We start from the raw sequence: 15,364 nt of genomic DNA, 5'->3' as shown, positions 1-15,364 counted from the left end.
AAGAGAGCCGGCCGATCACGCGTGCTGCGCGTGCCCTTCGTGACCGCCATGGTCGAGATTGCCGTGCACGAACTGCTGCAGCGATGCAACGCCGCGCTCCTTCGCTTCGAACAGGCTCTCGAGATGCTCGCGGGTGTTGACGAGACCCTTTGCGCGCACGGTACCGGTGTCGTCGAGCAGCACCGCGTAGGGCAGCTTGCCGATCTGGTACGCGAGTCCCAGCTCCTGCGACAGCACGTACGGGAAACGCGCGAGGTCGTGCTTCCGTGCGAAGCGCGTGTGGTCGTCGAGATCGCCGTCGCTCGCGAGCACGATGTTCACCGGCATCGATTCGCTCGCCTGCAGCGACGGCAACAGCGGCAGCAGCTTCTTGCAGACCGGGCACGTCGGCGACAGGAAGAACAGCAGCGTCGCCTTGCCCGATGCATCGATACCGCCGACCTTCACCTGCGAGCCGCGAATGTCGGTCAGCTCGAACGTCGGCGCGATCGCGCCGACCGCCGGCCCCTTGTCGATCATCAACGCGCCGGCCGGCATGATCCGTTCGTACAGGATGCCGATCTGACGCACGAGCGCGAGACAGATCGCGCCGAGCGCGAGAACGGCGACCCACAGCAAGGCGGTGGAAACGGTGAGAGCGGTTTGCATCATGAATTCCTCAGGTGGGAAAGGCGCGGTACGTTGGCGAGCAGCACGTCGACGGTGAGCAGCGCGCAGACGATCAGAAGCACGGAAGAGAACAGCGTCAGGTAGTCGAACCACACGATCGCGCGGCTGCCCGGTTCGACGAACGCGATCGCGGCCAGCACGACGAGCAGCAGCACGCGCGCGACATGCAGCCAGCCGATGCCGCGCGGCGCATCCGCGCGCGCGGCTGCAAGACCGGAGCAGCCGCAGTCGATGTCGGTATGGCCGCGCAGGATGTTGATCGTCATGCCGGCCGCGAAGACGAGCAGCAATGCGATCAAGCCGAGCGCGCCGGTCGTGCGCGTATCGGGAAACAGCAGCGCTGCGGCGAAGACGGCTTCCGCGAGCGGAATCGCGAACGCGGCGGGCGCGTTGAGTACCTCAGGCAGCAGGCGATAGCCGGCGAGCGCCTGCCGGAACGCCGCGGGCCGGCGGACCTTGGCGAAGGCGCCGAGCAGCACGACGACGGCAGCGCCAGCCTGCGCGCTGGTGGCAAGTACGGGATCGAGCGTCATCGCGGCCTCACGGGTTCACGAGCAGCGTCGACGTACTGCCGATCTGCTTCTCGACGTGCTGCGGCTTGCCCGTTTGCGCGTCCATCACGGCAAGATCGGACGTGCCCGTCAGCCCGTAGAACAGCGGCTTGTCGTCCTCGCTGACCTGGATCGACACGAGCGGATCGACCTTCAGCTGCGCGAGGTCCCAGCGCGCGACACGCTGTTTCGACTTCAGGTCGTACACCCAGACCTGCGTGCCGGGATCCTTGTGCGTGCCGTCGCCGCCCTTGTGCATCAGCACGTAGTAGCGGTTCTGCTTCACCTGCACGGCCGTCTGCTGCATGCCGCCCGGGCGCCAGCCTTCGGCTCGCTCGGCGTCGGTCAGCAACGACCACGACTTGCCGAACGCCGGCTTGTCGCCGCTGAAGTCGGCGCTGCGCACGTTGCCGTGGTACGTCGTGAACAGATAGCCGCCGTGGTAGCGCGACGCGTTGATGAAGGCCGGATCATTGTCGACGTCGATGAATGCATCGGACATCGTGCGCTTCACCTCCTTGCCGTTCGCGTCGAGCGTGACGGTGAGCGCCTTGCCGCTCTCGCACAGCGCGGTGAACCGGTCGTTCCCTGACGGATAGGCGAGCACGCATGCCGCGGTATCGATCTCCGACAGCACCGCCCTCGACACCGCGTCGATCACCGTCACCGACGCGGCCGGCGTGATGTTCGCGACGTACAACCGCTTGCCGTCGGCGCTGAACGCGGTGTTGTACGGCGACGGCACGTGCTGCCCGTGCTTCGCCGGAATCACGATCTCGCCGGTGTGATCGAGTGTCGTGTTGTCGGTCATCTCGACGACGTCGGTGCGCGTGCCGTGCGAGCCGCGCGAGAAATAGGTCGTCGCGATGAAGCTCGTCTTGTGGTCGGGCGAGATCGCGAGGCCCGGCGCGAAGCCGCCATCGATCTGGCCGAGCAGCTTCTTTGCGTCGGCGTCGTACACGAAGATGCGCCCGTCGGTCATCGTCGGCATTGCGATATCGACAACGTACACCTCGTGCGGATGCCACGGCGGCATCTTCTGCACGACCAGTTCCTCGGGCTTTTCTGTCGCGTATGCGCTGCCGGCCCACGCCGCCGCGAACGCCAGCGTCGCCGCGAAAGCCGCGGTGCGTCGCCTTGTTCTCATGTCGCCTCCAGTTGGGATTCACGTTATGTGGGGCGACTGTAGTTCGACAATAAATCCGTTCAGCACCCGGACCGGCAACGCGTGCGTGCCGATTCGGGATATTGGAAAACCGCCTGAAAGGCACCCGTGGTCGACACCTTCCGCCCCCTCCCAAACCCCCACGGAAATAGCGCTCATCCGTATTGCACCGACCGTGCGGTCGGTTTAATCTTGCGCGGTCCGAACGACCGCCGGAGGCGCCATGCTCGTGTTTCATCAGATGTTCGACGACGCGGACCGGCATGCCGAGGCGCTGCGCGGCTGGGATCAGCGCTATGACCAGATCGGCTCCGGCTCGTATCGCAGCGCGATCAAGCACGCGGAGTTCGACGGCGTGCAACTGTTCCAGGAAGCGGCGAACGTGCGCATCATTCAGCGCGGGCGCCTGCCGCCCGGCCATACGGTGCTCGGCATGCCGCTCACCGGCTCGGGAACCTTCGCATTCGGCGATGCGCGCATCGAGCGCGGCACGATCGTACTGGCGCGCGGCGGCGCGCCTTTCGAACTCCATTCGCCCGACGACATGTCGCTGATCGGCGTGGTGGTCGATTCCGAGCTGATGCAGCAAATCGAGGATGCCGCCGATGTCCGGCTCGACGAGCGCGCGTTGCGGCGCGGCGTCGCCGATGTGCCGGTCGCCGCACGCGAACGCGCGAGCGTGCAGCTCGCGACGCTGCTCGAACGCGTGCTGTCGGCGCCCGATACGTTCGATACGGCGCGTGCGCAGTCCGGGCTGCGCGGCGATGTCGCGAACGTGCTCGTCGATCTGCTCACGTATCGCATGCCCGAGCCGTCGAATCGTCTGACGCATGCGTGCCATGCCGACATCGTGCGGCGCGTGCACGACTACGTGATCGAGCACCCGGAGGCGCCCGTCGACATCCTGAGCCTGTGCACGCAACTGCGCGTGAGCCGGCGCACGATGCAGAACAGCTTCCAGTCGGTCGCGCAAACCGGCCCGCTGAACTACACGCGCTCGCTACGCCTCGCGCAGGTGCGACGTCTGCTGCTCGACACGCGGCAGTCCGACCTGCCGATCAGCGAAGCGGCCGCGCGCTGGGGCTTCATCCACCTCGGGCATTTTGCGAACGCGTACAAGGCCCAGTTCGGCGAACTGCCTTCGACGACAGCGCGCCGCGCGGTGCGCGGCGCAAAAACGCGCTGAGCACCTGCAAAACCCGCGATAATCGTGCGTTGAACGTTCGGCTTGCGCGAGCCGGGCGCGGCATGCGCGTGCCTGCCCGCTCGCCGTGCCACGTTGCGTCGCGCCAGTACGTGACGACCACCCGATTCCACCCCACGCCCCGATGCCCGAGGATTTCCACTTTCTGTTGCTGCCCGGCTTCTCAGCGCTCGGCTTCATGTCGGCGGTCGAACCGCTGCGCGTCGCGAACCGCTTTCGCACCGAGCTGTACCGCTGGCATGTGATCAGCGCGGACGGCGCGCCCGTCGCCGCGAGCAACGGCATCCCGGTCGCCGCCGAAGCCGCGTACGCGGACGTCGCGCAGGTCGAGACGGTGTTCGTCGTCGCCGGCTTCGATCCGCTGGTGTGCTACGACCGCGCACTCGGCGACTGGCTGCGCCGCCAGAACCGGCACGGCGCGACGCTCGGCGGCATCGACACCGGCAGCTTCGTGCTCGCGGAAGCCGGGCTGTTCGACGCATCGCAAACGCTCACGCTGCACTGGGAAGCGCTCGCCGCGTTCCGCGAACGCTATCCCGGCCTGAACGCGACGCAGGAACTGTTCGAGATCGACGACCGGCGCATCACTTGCGCGGGCGGCACCGCGTCGATCGACATGATGCTCGACCTGATCGGGAGACGGCACGGCGCCGATCTCGCGGCGGCGATCTCCGAGCAGTTCGTCGTCAGCCGCATCCGGCAACGCTCGGACAGCCAGCGGCTCGAGATCGCCGCGCGCTACGGCGTGCACAACCGCAAGCTGATCCAGGTGATCGACATGATGCAGCGGCATATGGAGAGCCCGCTCGGCTCGGACGCGCTCGCACAGGACGTGTCGATCACGCGGCGTCAGCTCGAACGGCTGTTCAGCGCGACGCTGAACGACACGCCGACGCGCTTCTACCTCAACCTGCGTCTCGATCGCGCCCGCGAGCTGCTGCAGCAGACCGACATGAGCATCACGTCGGTCTGCGTCGCATGCGGCTTCGAATCGCCGTCTCATTTCTCGCGCACGTATCGCACGCGTTTCGGCGTGAGCCCGCGCAGCGACCGCCGCGCGACGCGCTGAGCAACGCCGCTTTTACGTACAATCCGGCGCGCTATTGCGCGCTTCGGCAGCGTTTCCCGTCATTCGATGAACAATGCCGCCGATTGATCGACGGACCGAAGCGGCCTTCGAAAATAAATTGCAATGTCGCCGAAAATATTCTGTAACATACCTCGCAATTAATTAGATAGGCAGCCCTAAGGAGATGAGAGCCCGGGCCTGACACACGTCGCGCCACGCAGGCTGCCAAACCGCTATCAATGCCGATCCGAGGGGTATGACATGACGATGCTCGCTTCGCCGTCGCCGCACCTGCCTTCCGTTCGCTTCCCCGCCGCCTTTCCGCTTCAATTCGTTTCGACCTGACGCTTAGTCGTCCTCAGTCAGTCGAATCTCCCTGCACCGCTTTCTCGCACCGGTTCCATCGAGCCGGCGCGTGGGCCGTGTCGTGCCTGCTCGCCACAAGCGCGTGGGCGTGTTCAACCGTTGAGATGAGGATCACGTATGCAGACATCACGCAAAGCATTGCCACTCGCCCTGGGTCTCGCGCTCGGCTTCGGCATCGTCGGCGGCAGCGCGGCCGATACCAAGGTCGCGAACCCGCAGGCGTCGAGCCTGCGCGAAAGCCTGACGCGCGGCGTGGCACCGGCCGCGACCAAGGCCGACACGGCCGCCGGTCAGTTCCGCGCGGACGGCGTCGCCGTCACGCTGTACAACCCCGCGTATCGCGCGAAGAAGGCGGCCGCCACGCCCGCCGCCACCGCGCGCGATTTCGTCGCATCGCAGGCGACGCAGCTCGGGCTCGACCCAGCCGCGCTCGCGAGCCTCGCGGTGACGTCGGAGCGCGACGACGCCGATTTCACCGTCGTGCGCTTCCAGCAGCAGGCGGCCGGGCTGCCCGTATACGGCAGCGAGATCGCGGTGACGGTCGCGAAGGACGGCCGCATCCTGTACGTCGCGAGCAACACGATCAACGGCGTGGTCGCCACCGCGCGCAAGGCGCAGGCCGTCGACCAGCAGCAGGCGCTCGACCGCGCGCGCGCGTATCTCGGCGTCGGCGGCTTCACGAACCTCGACGCGCAGCTCGTCGCGTTCGTCGACAAGGCCGGCACGCATACCGCATGGAAAGTACGCGGCCGCCCGCAGGACGGCCCGAAGGGCGACTGGGAACTGCTGATCGACGCGGGCAGCGGCGAAGTGCTGCGCGCCGAGGACAAGGCGTTCTATGCGACCGACGGCACCGGTTTCGTGTTCCGGCCGGATCCGCTTTCGTCGACGAAGAGCAGCTACGGCAGCACGGGCTACAAGGACAACAACGATGCGGACTCCATGCAGCTCACGGCCTCGCGCGTACGCGTGACGCTGAAGGATCTCGCGCAGTCGAATTCACGCTACGTGCTGTCGGGCCCGTATGCGTCGTGCGTCGATTTCGATGCGCCGCGCGACAACGCCTGCCCGGCACAGGCCACGCCTACATTCGAGTTCACGCGCGGCAATCTGTACTTCGAGGCGGTGAACACGTACTACCACATCGACACGTTCCTTCGTTACGTGAATCAGACGCTCGGCATCAAGGCAATGCCGTACCAGTACACGGGCGGCGTGCAGTACGACCCGCACGGCGAATCGGGCGACGACAACTCGTCGTACTCGTCGAGCAGCGGCCGGCTCACCTTCGGGCAGGGCGGCGTCGACGATGCGGAAGATGCGGACGTCGTGATCCACGAGCTCGGCCACGGCATCCACGACTGGGTGACCAACGGCGGCCTGTCACAGCAGGAAGGCCTGTCGGAAGGCACCGGCGACTATCTCGCCGCCGCGTACAGCCGCGACTTCAACCAGTGGAGCCCGTCCGACGCGCAGTATCACTGGGTCTACAACTGGGACGGCCACAACGAATACTGGGGCGGCCGCGTGACGAACTGGAACGTCGGGCGCACCTACGCGCAGGCACGCGGCGCCGAGATCCACACGGCCGGCCAGTACTGGGCGTCGTGCAACCTCGTCGCGCGCGACGCGATCGGCGCGCAGGCGATGGACAAGGCGTTCCTGAAGGGCCTGTCGATGACCAACAGCTCGACGAACCAGAAGGCCGCCGCGCAAGCGGTGCTGACAGCCGCCGCCGCGCTCGGCTACAGCAGCGCGCAGCTCACGGCGATCGGCAATGCGTACAACAAGAGTTGCACGTACGGCGTGACCGTGCCGCAGAAGTCGTAATTCCGTAGCAGGCGGGGGGCGTCGCACGACCTGCGGCGCGCCCTCTTCCTCGACATCGCCATCCTCACGAGATCGAACATGCCTACTCTGACATTGACCCGCCTGAGCGCCGCGCTGGGCGGCATGCTGCTGACCGCCGCCGCGCACGCCACGCCGGTGTGGATCACGCTCGGCGACACCGCTTTCCGCCAGCTTCAACGCATCGATGCGAGCGCGACCGCGCAATACAGCACCACGTTCGACGCCGGCAAAGCGGCCGACGGCGCCGCGCGCCGCGAAACCGTGCACGTCGTCGAGATCGACGACGCGCGGCTCGGCGAACTCGCCCATGCGGTACACCATGCGCGCGGCCACGGGCCCGGCTACATCGTGCACGACTCGTTCGACGACGCACGCCTGGCGTTGCAGCCGGTACCCGCGGCGCTCGCGAAACAGGTGGCCGCGACCGCTTACACGGTGTCGAACGCGCCGCAGATCAAGACCTGGGTGCAGCAACTGCAGGCCAGTAACATCGTCGGCACGATCGCATCGATGTCCGGCTTCACGAACCGCTACTACACGACGTCGCACGGCGTCGCCGCATCGGACTGGCTCGCGCTGCAGTGGAAGCAACTGGCCGGCTCGCGCACCGACATCGCCGTCGAACAGTTCGCGCATACGGGCTTCGCGCAGAAATCCGTGATCCTGACGATCCGCGGCAGCGATCCCGCCGCGGGCACGGTCGTGCTGGGCGGCCACCTCGATTCGACGGTCGGCCGCACGACGGAAAACACGCGCTCGCCTGGCGCCGACGACGATGCGTCCGGCATTGCCAGCCTGACAGAAGCGCTGCGCGTGCTGCTCGCGAACGACTACCGGCCGAAGCGAACGATCAAGTTCGTCGGCTACGCGGCCGAGGAAGCCGGGCTGCTCGGATCGAAGGCGATCGCCAAGCAGTTCCGCACGCAGAATGCGAACGTGGTTGGCGTGCTGCAGCTGGACATGACGAACTACAAGGGCGATCCGAAAGACATCTACCTGATCACCGACTACACGAGCGCCGCGCAGAACACCTACCTGACGAACCTGGCGAAGACCTACCTGCCGGAACTCGCGATCGGCACGTCGCAGTGCGGATATGCCTGTTCGGACCACGCGTCCTGGAATGCGCAGGGTTATCCGGCGTCGTTCCCGTTCGAGGCTGACCAGAACGACAGTCCGTACATCCATACCGTGAACGACACGCTGGAGAATTCGGACCGGCAGGCGAACCACGCGCTGAAGTTCGGCAAGCTGGCGCTCGCGTATGCAGTCGATCTCGGCGGTGACGGCAGCGCAACCGTAAAACGCTGACGCGACCTCGCCGCCTCGAGCCGCACCGGGCGCGCGCGTCGTGCGCGCCCATTCGAGCGCGTTTCCCGTTCCGGATAGAATCGTCGTTCGATCACTTCCGCAACACGGTGCACATCCATGACCGACCTCCCCCGCTCCGCCGACGATCTCTCGCCCGAGCGCGTCACGACCGCATTCGACCTGCCCGGCCACACGACCGTCCGTTCGCTCGGCGTCGCGCAGGGCATCATCGTGCGTTCGCGCTCGATCGTCGGCTCGTTCGGTGCGGCGCTGCAGACCATTTTCGGCGGCAACATCACGCTCTATACGTCGCTGTGCGAGAAGGCGCGCGAGCAGGCATTCGACAAGATGCTCGCCGACGCGCGCAAGCTCGGCGCGAATGCGATCGTCGCGATGCGCTACGACTCGACCGAGATCGGGTCGGGCGTGACGGAAGTCATCTGCTACGGCACGGCCGTGCGCGTGACGCAGGATGCCTGACGCGCGTCATGCGTCGCGTTCGAGCGACTTCATGTTGGTCAGCTGAGGAAACAGCTTCATCCATGTCAGCGCGACGGCGATCGTCGCCGCGCCGCCGACGACGATCGCGGCCGGGGCACCCCACCACGCCGCCGTCACACCCGATTCGAATTCGCCGAGCTGGTTCGACGTACCGATGAACAGCGAGTTGACCGCGCTCACGCGGCCGAGCATGTCGTCGGGCGTACGCAGTTGCACGAGCGACAGGCGCACGACGACGCTCACGACGTCCGACGCACCCAACGCCGCCAGCGCGACGAGCGACACCGCGAAATGCCTCGACAGCCCGAACACGATGGTTGCGATGCCGAACGCGATCACGCCGCCGAACATCGCGCGGCCCGGCCGCCCCTTCAACGGAAAACGCGTGAGCCACAGCGTGCCCGCGAGTGCGCCGACCGCGGGCGCCGCGCGCAACGCGCCCAGCCCCCACGGCCCGACCTGCAGAATGTCGCGCGCATAGATCGGCAGCAGCGCGGTCGCGCCGCCGAACAGCACCGCGAACAGGTCGAGCGACAACGCACCGAGGATCGCCGGTTCGCGCCGGATGAACGCGATACCGGAAAACACCGAGCGCAGCGTAACCGGCTCGCGGGCGGGGGGCGCGCTGCGCAGCGGAATCGTGCCGCTCAGCACCGCCGCGATCGCGAACGCGACGACGCTCGTGCCGAACGCGGCGGGCGCACCGACGCCATACAGCAGCCCGCCGAAGGCCGGCCCGAGAATCTGCGCGGCCTGGTTCGCGGACGTCGATAGCGCGGTCGCGCGCGGCAGGTCGCCGCGCGGCACGACGGCCGGCAGCAGCGACGACACCGACGGCGATTCGAACGCGCGCGCGGTGCCGACGATCGCCGCAAGCGCATACACGCCCGGTGCGGTGAGCCCGCCTTTCGCCGCGCCGAGCAGGAATACGCCGGCGGCCAGCGCCTCGACGCTCTGGCAGATCGTCGCGATGCGCCGGCGATCGTAGCGGTCGGCCACCTGCCCGACGACGAGCGTCAGCGCGAACATCGGCACGAACTGCGCGAGCCCGACGAGACCGAGCGCGAACGCGCTGTGCGTGAGCGCATAGACGTACCAGCCGATCGCGACCGACAGGATCTGGAACGCGAGCGACGACATCACGCGCGTGCCCCAAAAGCGCTGGAACGGTACGTGGCGGAACAGGTTGGCGGGTAACGGTGCGGTCATCGGAGGGATGTGTGGAAGCGGGCGATCGGCGAGACACGGGGCGCGTCAAACCGCGATGATATCGCCAACCGCCGAAACCTCGTCTCGCGCGCGTCCGCCACGCGCGGCACCACACCGTGCAAAAAAAAAGCGCGAACCGCGGTTCGCGCCAAAGAGAGACCTCGCTGAAGACGTCGAATGAACTACCCCACCCCGCTCAGAACGAATGCCGCATCCCGATCCGCACATCGGCCTGCGTCTGCGTCGTCGACGGCGTGAAGCTGTAGCCGATCACCGCATCGACACCCTGCGAAGCACGCAGGTAATCGCCGGAGATGTACACGTCGGTGCGCTTCGACAGCAGGTAGTGCAGGCCGGCCGTGCCCTGGTTCCAGTGGTGACCTTCGAAGCGCGTGTGCTGGTAACCCGCGATGAAGCTCAGCGCCGGCGTGAACTGGTACAGGCCGCCGCCTTCGTACACCTGCATGTGCGACGACTGGCCGAAGCCCTTGATCGTCGTGTACGAGAAGTTCGCGTCGAGCGACAGCTTGCCGATCGTGTAACTCGTGCCGATGCCGAACGTGCCCTGGCTGTCGACGTCCATCGCGGTGTTCGCGAACAGGTCGGTGCGGGCGCCGGTCGCCGGATCGACGGTCACGGTCTGCTGGCCGAGGAACGTATGCGTGCCGATCATCGCGTACGGGTCGAACGCATAGATGCCGTTCGGGTTGTTCAGGCGCGTGTAAGCGGCGCCGATCGAGAAGTCGCCCTTCGTGTAGCTTGCGCCTGCGCTCCATGCGCTGTTGCGATGGAAGTTGCCGGCGACGTTGCCGAACGAGTACATCGCGCCGAACTTGAAGCCGCTCAGGTCGTTCGACAGGAACTTGACCGAGTTCGGCAGGCGGTCGCCATTGAAACGGTCGAAGTCGCCCTGGTGGATCGCGTAGCCGCTGCCCCATGCCGAGATGTTGTAGATCGACACGAGCTCGTTGGTGATGTCCAGCTGGTTGCCGAACGACAGCGTGCCCCAGTCGTTCTGGAGACCGACATAAGCCTGCCGCCCGAACTCCGCCCCGCCGAAGCCGAGCTGGCCGTTGCCGAGGTGGAACCCGCTCTCGAGCGCGAACACGGCCTTCAGGCCGCCGCCGAGATCTTCCGTGCCCTTCAGGCCGAAGCGGTTCCCGTAGGAAACGCCGTCATCGAACTTGACCACGTGCGAACCGCCCGTGTTGTTCACGTACGTAATGCCCGCATCGAGAATCCCGTATAGCGTCACGCTGCTCTGCGCGTGGCCGATGGCGGGAATACAGGCCGCGCATGCCAGCGCGGCGGCTACGGCAACTTTCTTTTGCTTCATTGTCGACCACCCTCCCTGAACCCTTCGATGGAAAGAACCGTGGCCTGGCGCGCGCAGCAATACGCCGGCTGATTCGAATTCGTTACGTCCGCTGGCTTCGGCATTTCGTTTTCCGCAATAACGCAGCCATTGGCGAAAAATACAAACCCATATTTCAGGCCACCAGTCTGAAGGCGACACCAAATGGTCTTGATGCGACTGGTCGGGAAAACACCGAGACGGGCGGCACGGCAAAAACCGGCCGCCCGGAGGCAGGTCAGCGGGCGTCGAGCGCCGCGCGCACGGCCGGCAGGGCCGGCGTGCCGGATGCGGTCGTCACGCCGTCCAGCCAGCCCTCGACGAGCGCCGGGTCGGCCTTCAGCACATGCTGCGCCGCGAGCGCGGGCGACGTTTTGTGGTCGAGCATGTCTGCGATCATGCGGTTCTCGACGTCCACGGAGAACGTCATCTGCCGGAACAGCCGCGCCAGGTTCGCGCACTGGCCGGCAAAGCCCGGGCGCGTCACCGTGTTGACGGTCGCGCCGCCATAGTTCGGGCCGAAATACGCGTCGCCGCCCGACAGGTAGGTCAAGTGGAACTTCGTGTTCATCAGGTGCGGCTCCCACGCCAGAAAGACGATCCAGCGCTTGTCCCGCACCGCGCGCTCGACCTGCGTGAGCATGCCCGTCTCGCTCGATTCGACGAGCGACCAGTTCGCGGACCCGAGCGCATGGTCGGACAGCATCCGCTTGATGTTCTGGTTCGCGGGCGCGCCGGGCTCGATCCCGTAGATCTTGTCGCCGAAGCGGTCCGCGTAGCGCGCGAGATCGGCGAACGTGTGCACGCCAGCCGCCGCGACGTAGTCGGGCACGGCCAGCGTGAACTTCGCGCCGCTCAGGTTCGCGTGCAACACGTCGATCGACTTCTCGTCGACGAACGGCTTCACGAGCGGCGCCTGCGCGGGCATCCAGTTGCCGAGGAACACGTCGACCTGCCCTTTCTTCAAGCCCTGGTATGTGATCGGCACCGACAGGTTCGCGACGTCCTGCCGGTAGCCGAGCGCCTTCAGCACGACGCCGGCCATCGCGTTCGTCGCGTCGATGTCGGTCCAGCCGGGCGCCGCCATCTTCACGTCGCGACACGTCTGCGGATCGGCGGCGTGTGCGGACTGCATCGCCACCACGCACGCGGCCGCGGCCAGCGCCGTGCCGAGCCTCCGGATTGCTGCATTGCATTGCCGTTTCATGATTCGCTTCCTCCGTCGTTCGTCAATGACCGCGATGCGGTACGTTCAGCGCCCGACGCGCGGAAAGCGCGCCATCGCTTCGAGCGTGTCGAGTTCGATGTGATTGCGCATGTAGCGCTGGCTCGCGTCGGTGAACGGCTGCCAGTCCCATGCCTGGATGCGGCCCTGCGTCGTCGCCGCGTAATGGAACCGGCGCCGCCGCTGGCTCGCGCGCACCTGGGCGTCGAGTTCCGGCAGGTTCCAGCGCCGCGCCGCCTCCGCACGGAATGCGGCGAGCACGTCGGCAGCTTCGGGCAGACCGGCCAGATTCGTACGCTCGCGCGGATCGTCGGCGAGGTTGTAGAGCTGGTCGGGGTCGGCCGGGCAATGCACGTACTTCCAGTCGCCGCGGCGGATCATCACGACCGGCGCGACCGCCCCTTCCGCGAGGTATTCGCCCAGCGCGACGTCGTGCGCGCTCGCGCCCCGCAGATGCGGCACGAGGCTCGCGCCGTCGATCGCGTCGGGCCAGCCGCCGGCCGGCGCCGCGCCAGCCAGGTCGACGAGCGTCGGCAGCAGGTCGACGTGCGACACGGGTCCGCGCACGCGCGCGGCGTCGAAGCGGCCCGGCGCATGCACGATCAACGGCACGCGGCACCCGCCCTCGAAGAACGTCATCTTGTACCAGAGCCCCCGCTCGCCGAGCATGTCGCCGTGGTCGGACGTGACGATCACGATCGTGTCGTCTGCGAACCCGCATTGGTCGAGCGCGGCCAGCACGCTGCCGAACTGCGCGTCGACGTAGGACGTCGCGCCATAGTACGCGCGGCGCGCGGCGCGGATCTGCGCGTCGGTCGGCGGCGTGCGGTCGTTTTCGCAGACGAAGCGCAGCCGCTGCGAATGCGGATCGCTCTCGGCCGCATCGAGCCGCACGGCCGGCATGTCGATCTCGTCATCGCTGTACAGATCCCAGTATTCGCGCGTGATCGCGTACGGATCGTGCGGATGCGTCAGCGAGACGACCATGCAGAACGGCCGCTCGTCATGCCGGGCCGCACGCTCGCGCGCGACGTCATAGAGCTTCTGCTTCGCCGCGAACGTGACTTCGTCGTCGAAGTCGAGCTGGTTCGTGCGCACGCACGGGCCGGCCTCGAGCACCGAGCTCATGTTGTGATACCAGCTCGGCCGCTCGGTCGGGCGGTCCCAGTCGGGCACCCAGCCGAAGTCGGCGGGATAGATGTCGGTCGTCAACCGCTCCTCGAAGCCGTGCAGCTGGTCGGGGCCGCAGAAATGCATCTTGCCGGACAGCATCGTGCGGTAGCCGCCCGCGCGCAGGTAGTGCGCGAAGGTCAGCGTTTGCGCCGGCAGTTCGGCGGCGTTATCGTAAGCGCCAATACCCGACGGCAGCTTGCCAGTCAGCAGCGAGAAGCGCGATGGCGCGCACAGCGGGCTCGCGCAATACGCGGCATCGAACACCACGCCTTGCGAGGCGAGCCGGTCGAGCGTCGGCGTGCGTGCGACGCGATTGCCGTAGGCCGGCAACGCGAACGGCGTCAACTGGTCGGCCATCAGGATCAGGATGTTGGGAGTCGGGTTCGTCATCGGCGGTCGTGGGGAAATCGGTGTTCGAACGGAACGGCGCGACGCCTGGGCAGCGGCGCAGCCAGCATGACGGACGCAGCGTGAAGAAAGTGCCGCGCGCACCGGCCGCGACTGGCTAGAATCGCGGAAGGATCGGCACGGTGCCGTGCCGTCCGAAGCACTATCTCCCGCCCGAATTCGCGCGGGAAGGCGTCCGGCCCTTATGAGGCCATTAGAGAGACTTATGTCGAAATCCGAACCGTTACCGTCGATGCAGGCGCTGCGCGCGTTCGAATCGGCCGCCCGTCTCCAGAGCTTCACGGCCGCCGCGCGCGAGCTCGGCTCGACGCAGCCGGCCGTGAGCCAGCAGGTGTTCCAGCTCGAGGCGGAACTCGGCGTGCCGCTGTTCGAGCGCAGCCCGCGCGGCGTCACGCTGACGAGCGACGGCCAGTGCCTGTACGAAGCCGTGCGGGTGAGCCTCGACACGCTGCGCGGCGCCACCGCGACGCTGCGCGCGCGCCGCGAGCATGGCGCACTCACGATCGTCACGGATTTCGGTTTCGCGACCTACTGGCTGATGCCGCGCCTCGCGGGCCTGAAACGCGTGATGCCGGACGTCGACGTGCGGGTCGTCACGTCACAGGACTTCGACGCGCAGCGCGACCACGCCGACATCGCGATCCTGTTCGGCGATGGCCACTGGCCGTCGTGCACGGCCGCGCGGCTCTTTCCGGAATCCGTCACCCCGGTCTGCTCGCCCGCGTTCCGCGCCGCGCACCCGCACGTCGCCCGGCCCGACCACCTGCATGCGCTCCCGCTGCTGCACGTGCAGCCGACGCGCCCCGAACGCTGGCTGTCGTGGGCCGGCTGGTTCGACGCCCACGGCCAGGACGCGCCGGCCGCCGCGCGCGGCGTGACCTTCAACAGCTATGCGCTCGTGATCCATGCTGCGCTGCTCGGCGAGGGTGTCGCGCTCGGCTGGTCGCCGCTCGTCGACGAGCTCGTCGCGTCCGGGCAGCTCGTGAAGCTCGTCGACGCGCCCGTCGTCACGTCGCGCGGCTACTTCCTCGTGCGTCCACCGCAGCGCCCCGAGCCGGACGCGACCCACGTGTTCCGGCGCTGGCTGCTGGATGCGTGCGCACCTGCCTGAACGATCGTCCGGCCGGCCGGAGGATACGCGCCCGACGCGGGCCGTACCGGCTGCGCCCCGCCGCCCGACGCCCGCCGGCGAGCCCGCACATGAAGCGCCGCCCCCGCCCGGCCGCGCTGGCGCGCCGATACCAGCCACACGGCGGGTTGGTTCTATCCGCGCCGAAAACGTCCTGATTTACTTGAGTCTCCCGCTAC

13 protein-coding genes are annotated in these 15,364 nt (G+C 67.3%); 6 read left to right on the top strand and 7 right to left on the bottom strand.

Annotation, left to right across the window (positions count from 1 at the left end; genetic code table 11):
• Positions 1 to 15: 15 nt before the first annotated feature.
• The 3 genes from mauD to DIE08_RS04570 are packed head-to-tail and all read right to left on the bottom strand — an operon-like array spanning position 16 to position 2,367.
• A complete protein-coding gene (gene mauD, locus DIE08_RS04580) occupies positions 16 to 651 on the bottom strand; it encodes a methylamine dehydrogenase accessory protein MauD (protein ID WP_124901123.1) in 636 nt (211 codons plus the stop codon).
• Entirely contained in the window at positions 648 to 1,202 is a 555-nt protein-coding gene (locus DIE08_RS04575) for a MauE/DoxX family redox-associated membrane protein (RefSeq protein WP_124901122.1), read from the bottom strand. Before DIE08_RS04575 ends, mauD begins: the two co-directional genes overlap by 4 nt.
• A gap of 7 nt (positions 1,203 to 1,209) precedes the next feature.
• Positions 1,210 to 2,367: an amine dehydrogenase large subunit gene (locus DIE08_RS04570; protein ID WP_059600232.1), complete on the bottom strand. Its 1,158-nt coding sequence runs from the start codon at positions 2,365 to 2,367 to the stop codon at positions 1,210 to 1,212.
• Positions 2,368 to 2,608: 241 nt separating this feature from the next.
• On the opposite strand from DIE08_RS04570, the gene DIE08_RS04565 reads away from it, so the two are divergent.
• The 5 genes from DIE08_RS04565 to DIE08_RS04545 all read left to right on the top strand — a co-directional run bounded on the left by DIE08_RS04565 (position 2,609) and on the right by DIE08_RS04545 (position 8,666).
• Positions 2,609 to 3,571, top strand: a complete 963-nt coding sequence (locus tag DIE08_RS04565; protein WP_124901121.1) for a helix-turn-helix domain-containing protein — start codon at positions 2,609 to 2,611, stop codon at positions 3,569 to 3,571.
• A 142-nt stretch (positions 3,572 to 3,713) separates the two neighbouring features.
• Entirely contained in the window at positions 3,714 to 4,658 is a 945-nt protein-coding gene (locus DIE08_RS04560; protein WP_124901120.1) for a GlxA family transcriptional regulator, read from the top strand.
• A 483-nt stretch (positions 4,659 to 5,141) separates the two neighbouring features.
• On the top strand, positions 5,142 to 6,854 hold the full coding sequence (locus DIE08_RS36520) for a M36 family metallopeptidase (RefSeq protein ID WP_124901119.1): 1,713 nt from the start codon (positions 5,142 to 5,144) through the stop codon (positions 6,852 to 6,854).
• 78 nt (positions 6,855 to 6,932) lie between these two features.
• Complete coding sequence (locus DIE08_RS04550) at positions 6,933 to 8,186, top strand: M20/M25/M40 family metallo-hydrolase (protein ID WP_124901118.1); 1,254 nt, start codon at positions 6,933 to 6,935, stop codon at positions 8,184 to 8,186.
• 117 nt (positions 8,187 to 8,303) lie between these two features.
• Positions 8,304 to 8,666 (top strand): YbjQ family protein, encoded by a 363-nt coding sequence (locus DIE08_RS04545; RefSeq protein ID WP_059600237.1) that lies wholly within the window; start codon positions 8,304 to 8,306, stop codon positions 8,664 to 8,666.
• A 6-nt stretch (positions 8,667 to 8,672) separates the two neighbouring features.
• Here the strand turns inward: DIE08_RS04545 and DIE08_RS04540 are convergent, their stop codons facing one another.
• The 4 genes from DIE08_RS04540 to betC all read right to left on the bottom strand — a co-directional run bounded on the left by DIE08_RS04540 (position 8,673) and on the right by betC (position 14,038).
• Positions 8,673 to 9,896 (bottom strand): MFS transporter, encoded by a 1,224-nt coding sequence (locus DIE08_RS04540; RefSeq protein WP_124901117.1) that lies wholly within the window; start codon positions 9,894 to 9,896, stop codon positions 8,673 to 8,675.
• Between the two features lie 196 nt (positions 9,897 to 10,092).
• Entirely contained in the window at positions 10,093 to 11,232 is a 1,140-nt protein-coding gene (locus DIE08_RS04535) for a porin (protein ID WP_059534205.1), read from the bottom strand.
• 256 nt (positions 11,233 to 11,488) lie between these two features.
• Positions 11,489 to 12,457: a choline ABC transporter substrate-binding protein gene (gene choX / locus DIE08_RS04530; protein WP_124622124.1), complete on the bottom strand. Its 969-nt coding sequence runs from the start codon at positions 12,455 to 12,457 to the stop codon at positions 11,489 to 11,491.
• A gap of 45 nt (positions 12,458 to 12,502) precedes the next feature.
• A complete protein-coding gene (betC, locus tag DIE08_RS04525; protein WP_124901116.1) occupies positions 12,503 to 14,038 on the bottom strand; it encodes a choline-sulfatase in 1,536 nt (511 codons plus the stop codon).
• Positions 14,039 to 14,240: 202 nt separating this feature from the next.
• On the opposite strand from betC, the gene DIE08_RS04515 reads away from it, so the two are divergent.
• Complete coding sequence (locus DIE08_RS04515; RefSeq protein ID WP_124622127.1) at positions 14,241 to 15,167, top strand: choline sulfate utilization transcriptional regulator; 927 nt, start codon at positions 14,241 to 14,243, stop codon at positions 15,165 to 15,167.
• Positions 15,168 to 15,364 lie beyond the last annotated feature (197 nt).

Origin of the sequence: Burkholderia sp. Bp9004 (assembly GCF_003858025.1) — a bacterium.
Lineage (GTDB): Bacteria > Pseudomonadota > Gammaproteobacteria > Burkholderiales > Burkholderiaceae > Burkholderia > Burkholderia diffusa.
This window is presented reverse-complemented; position numbering and strand designations above follow the sequence as displayed.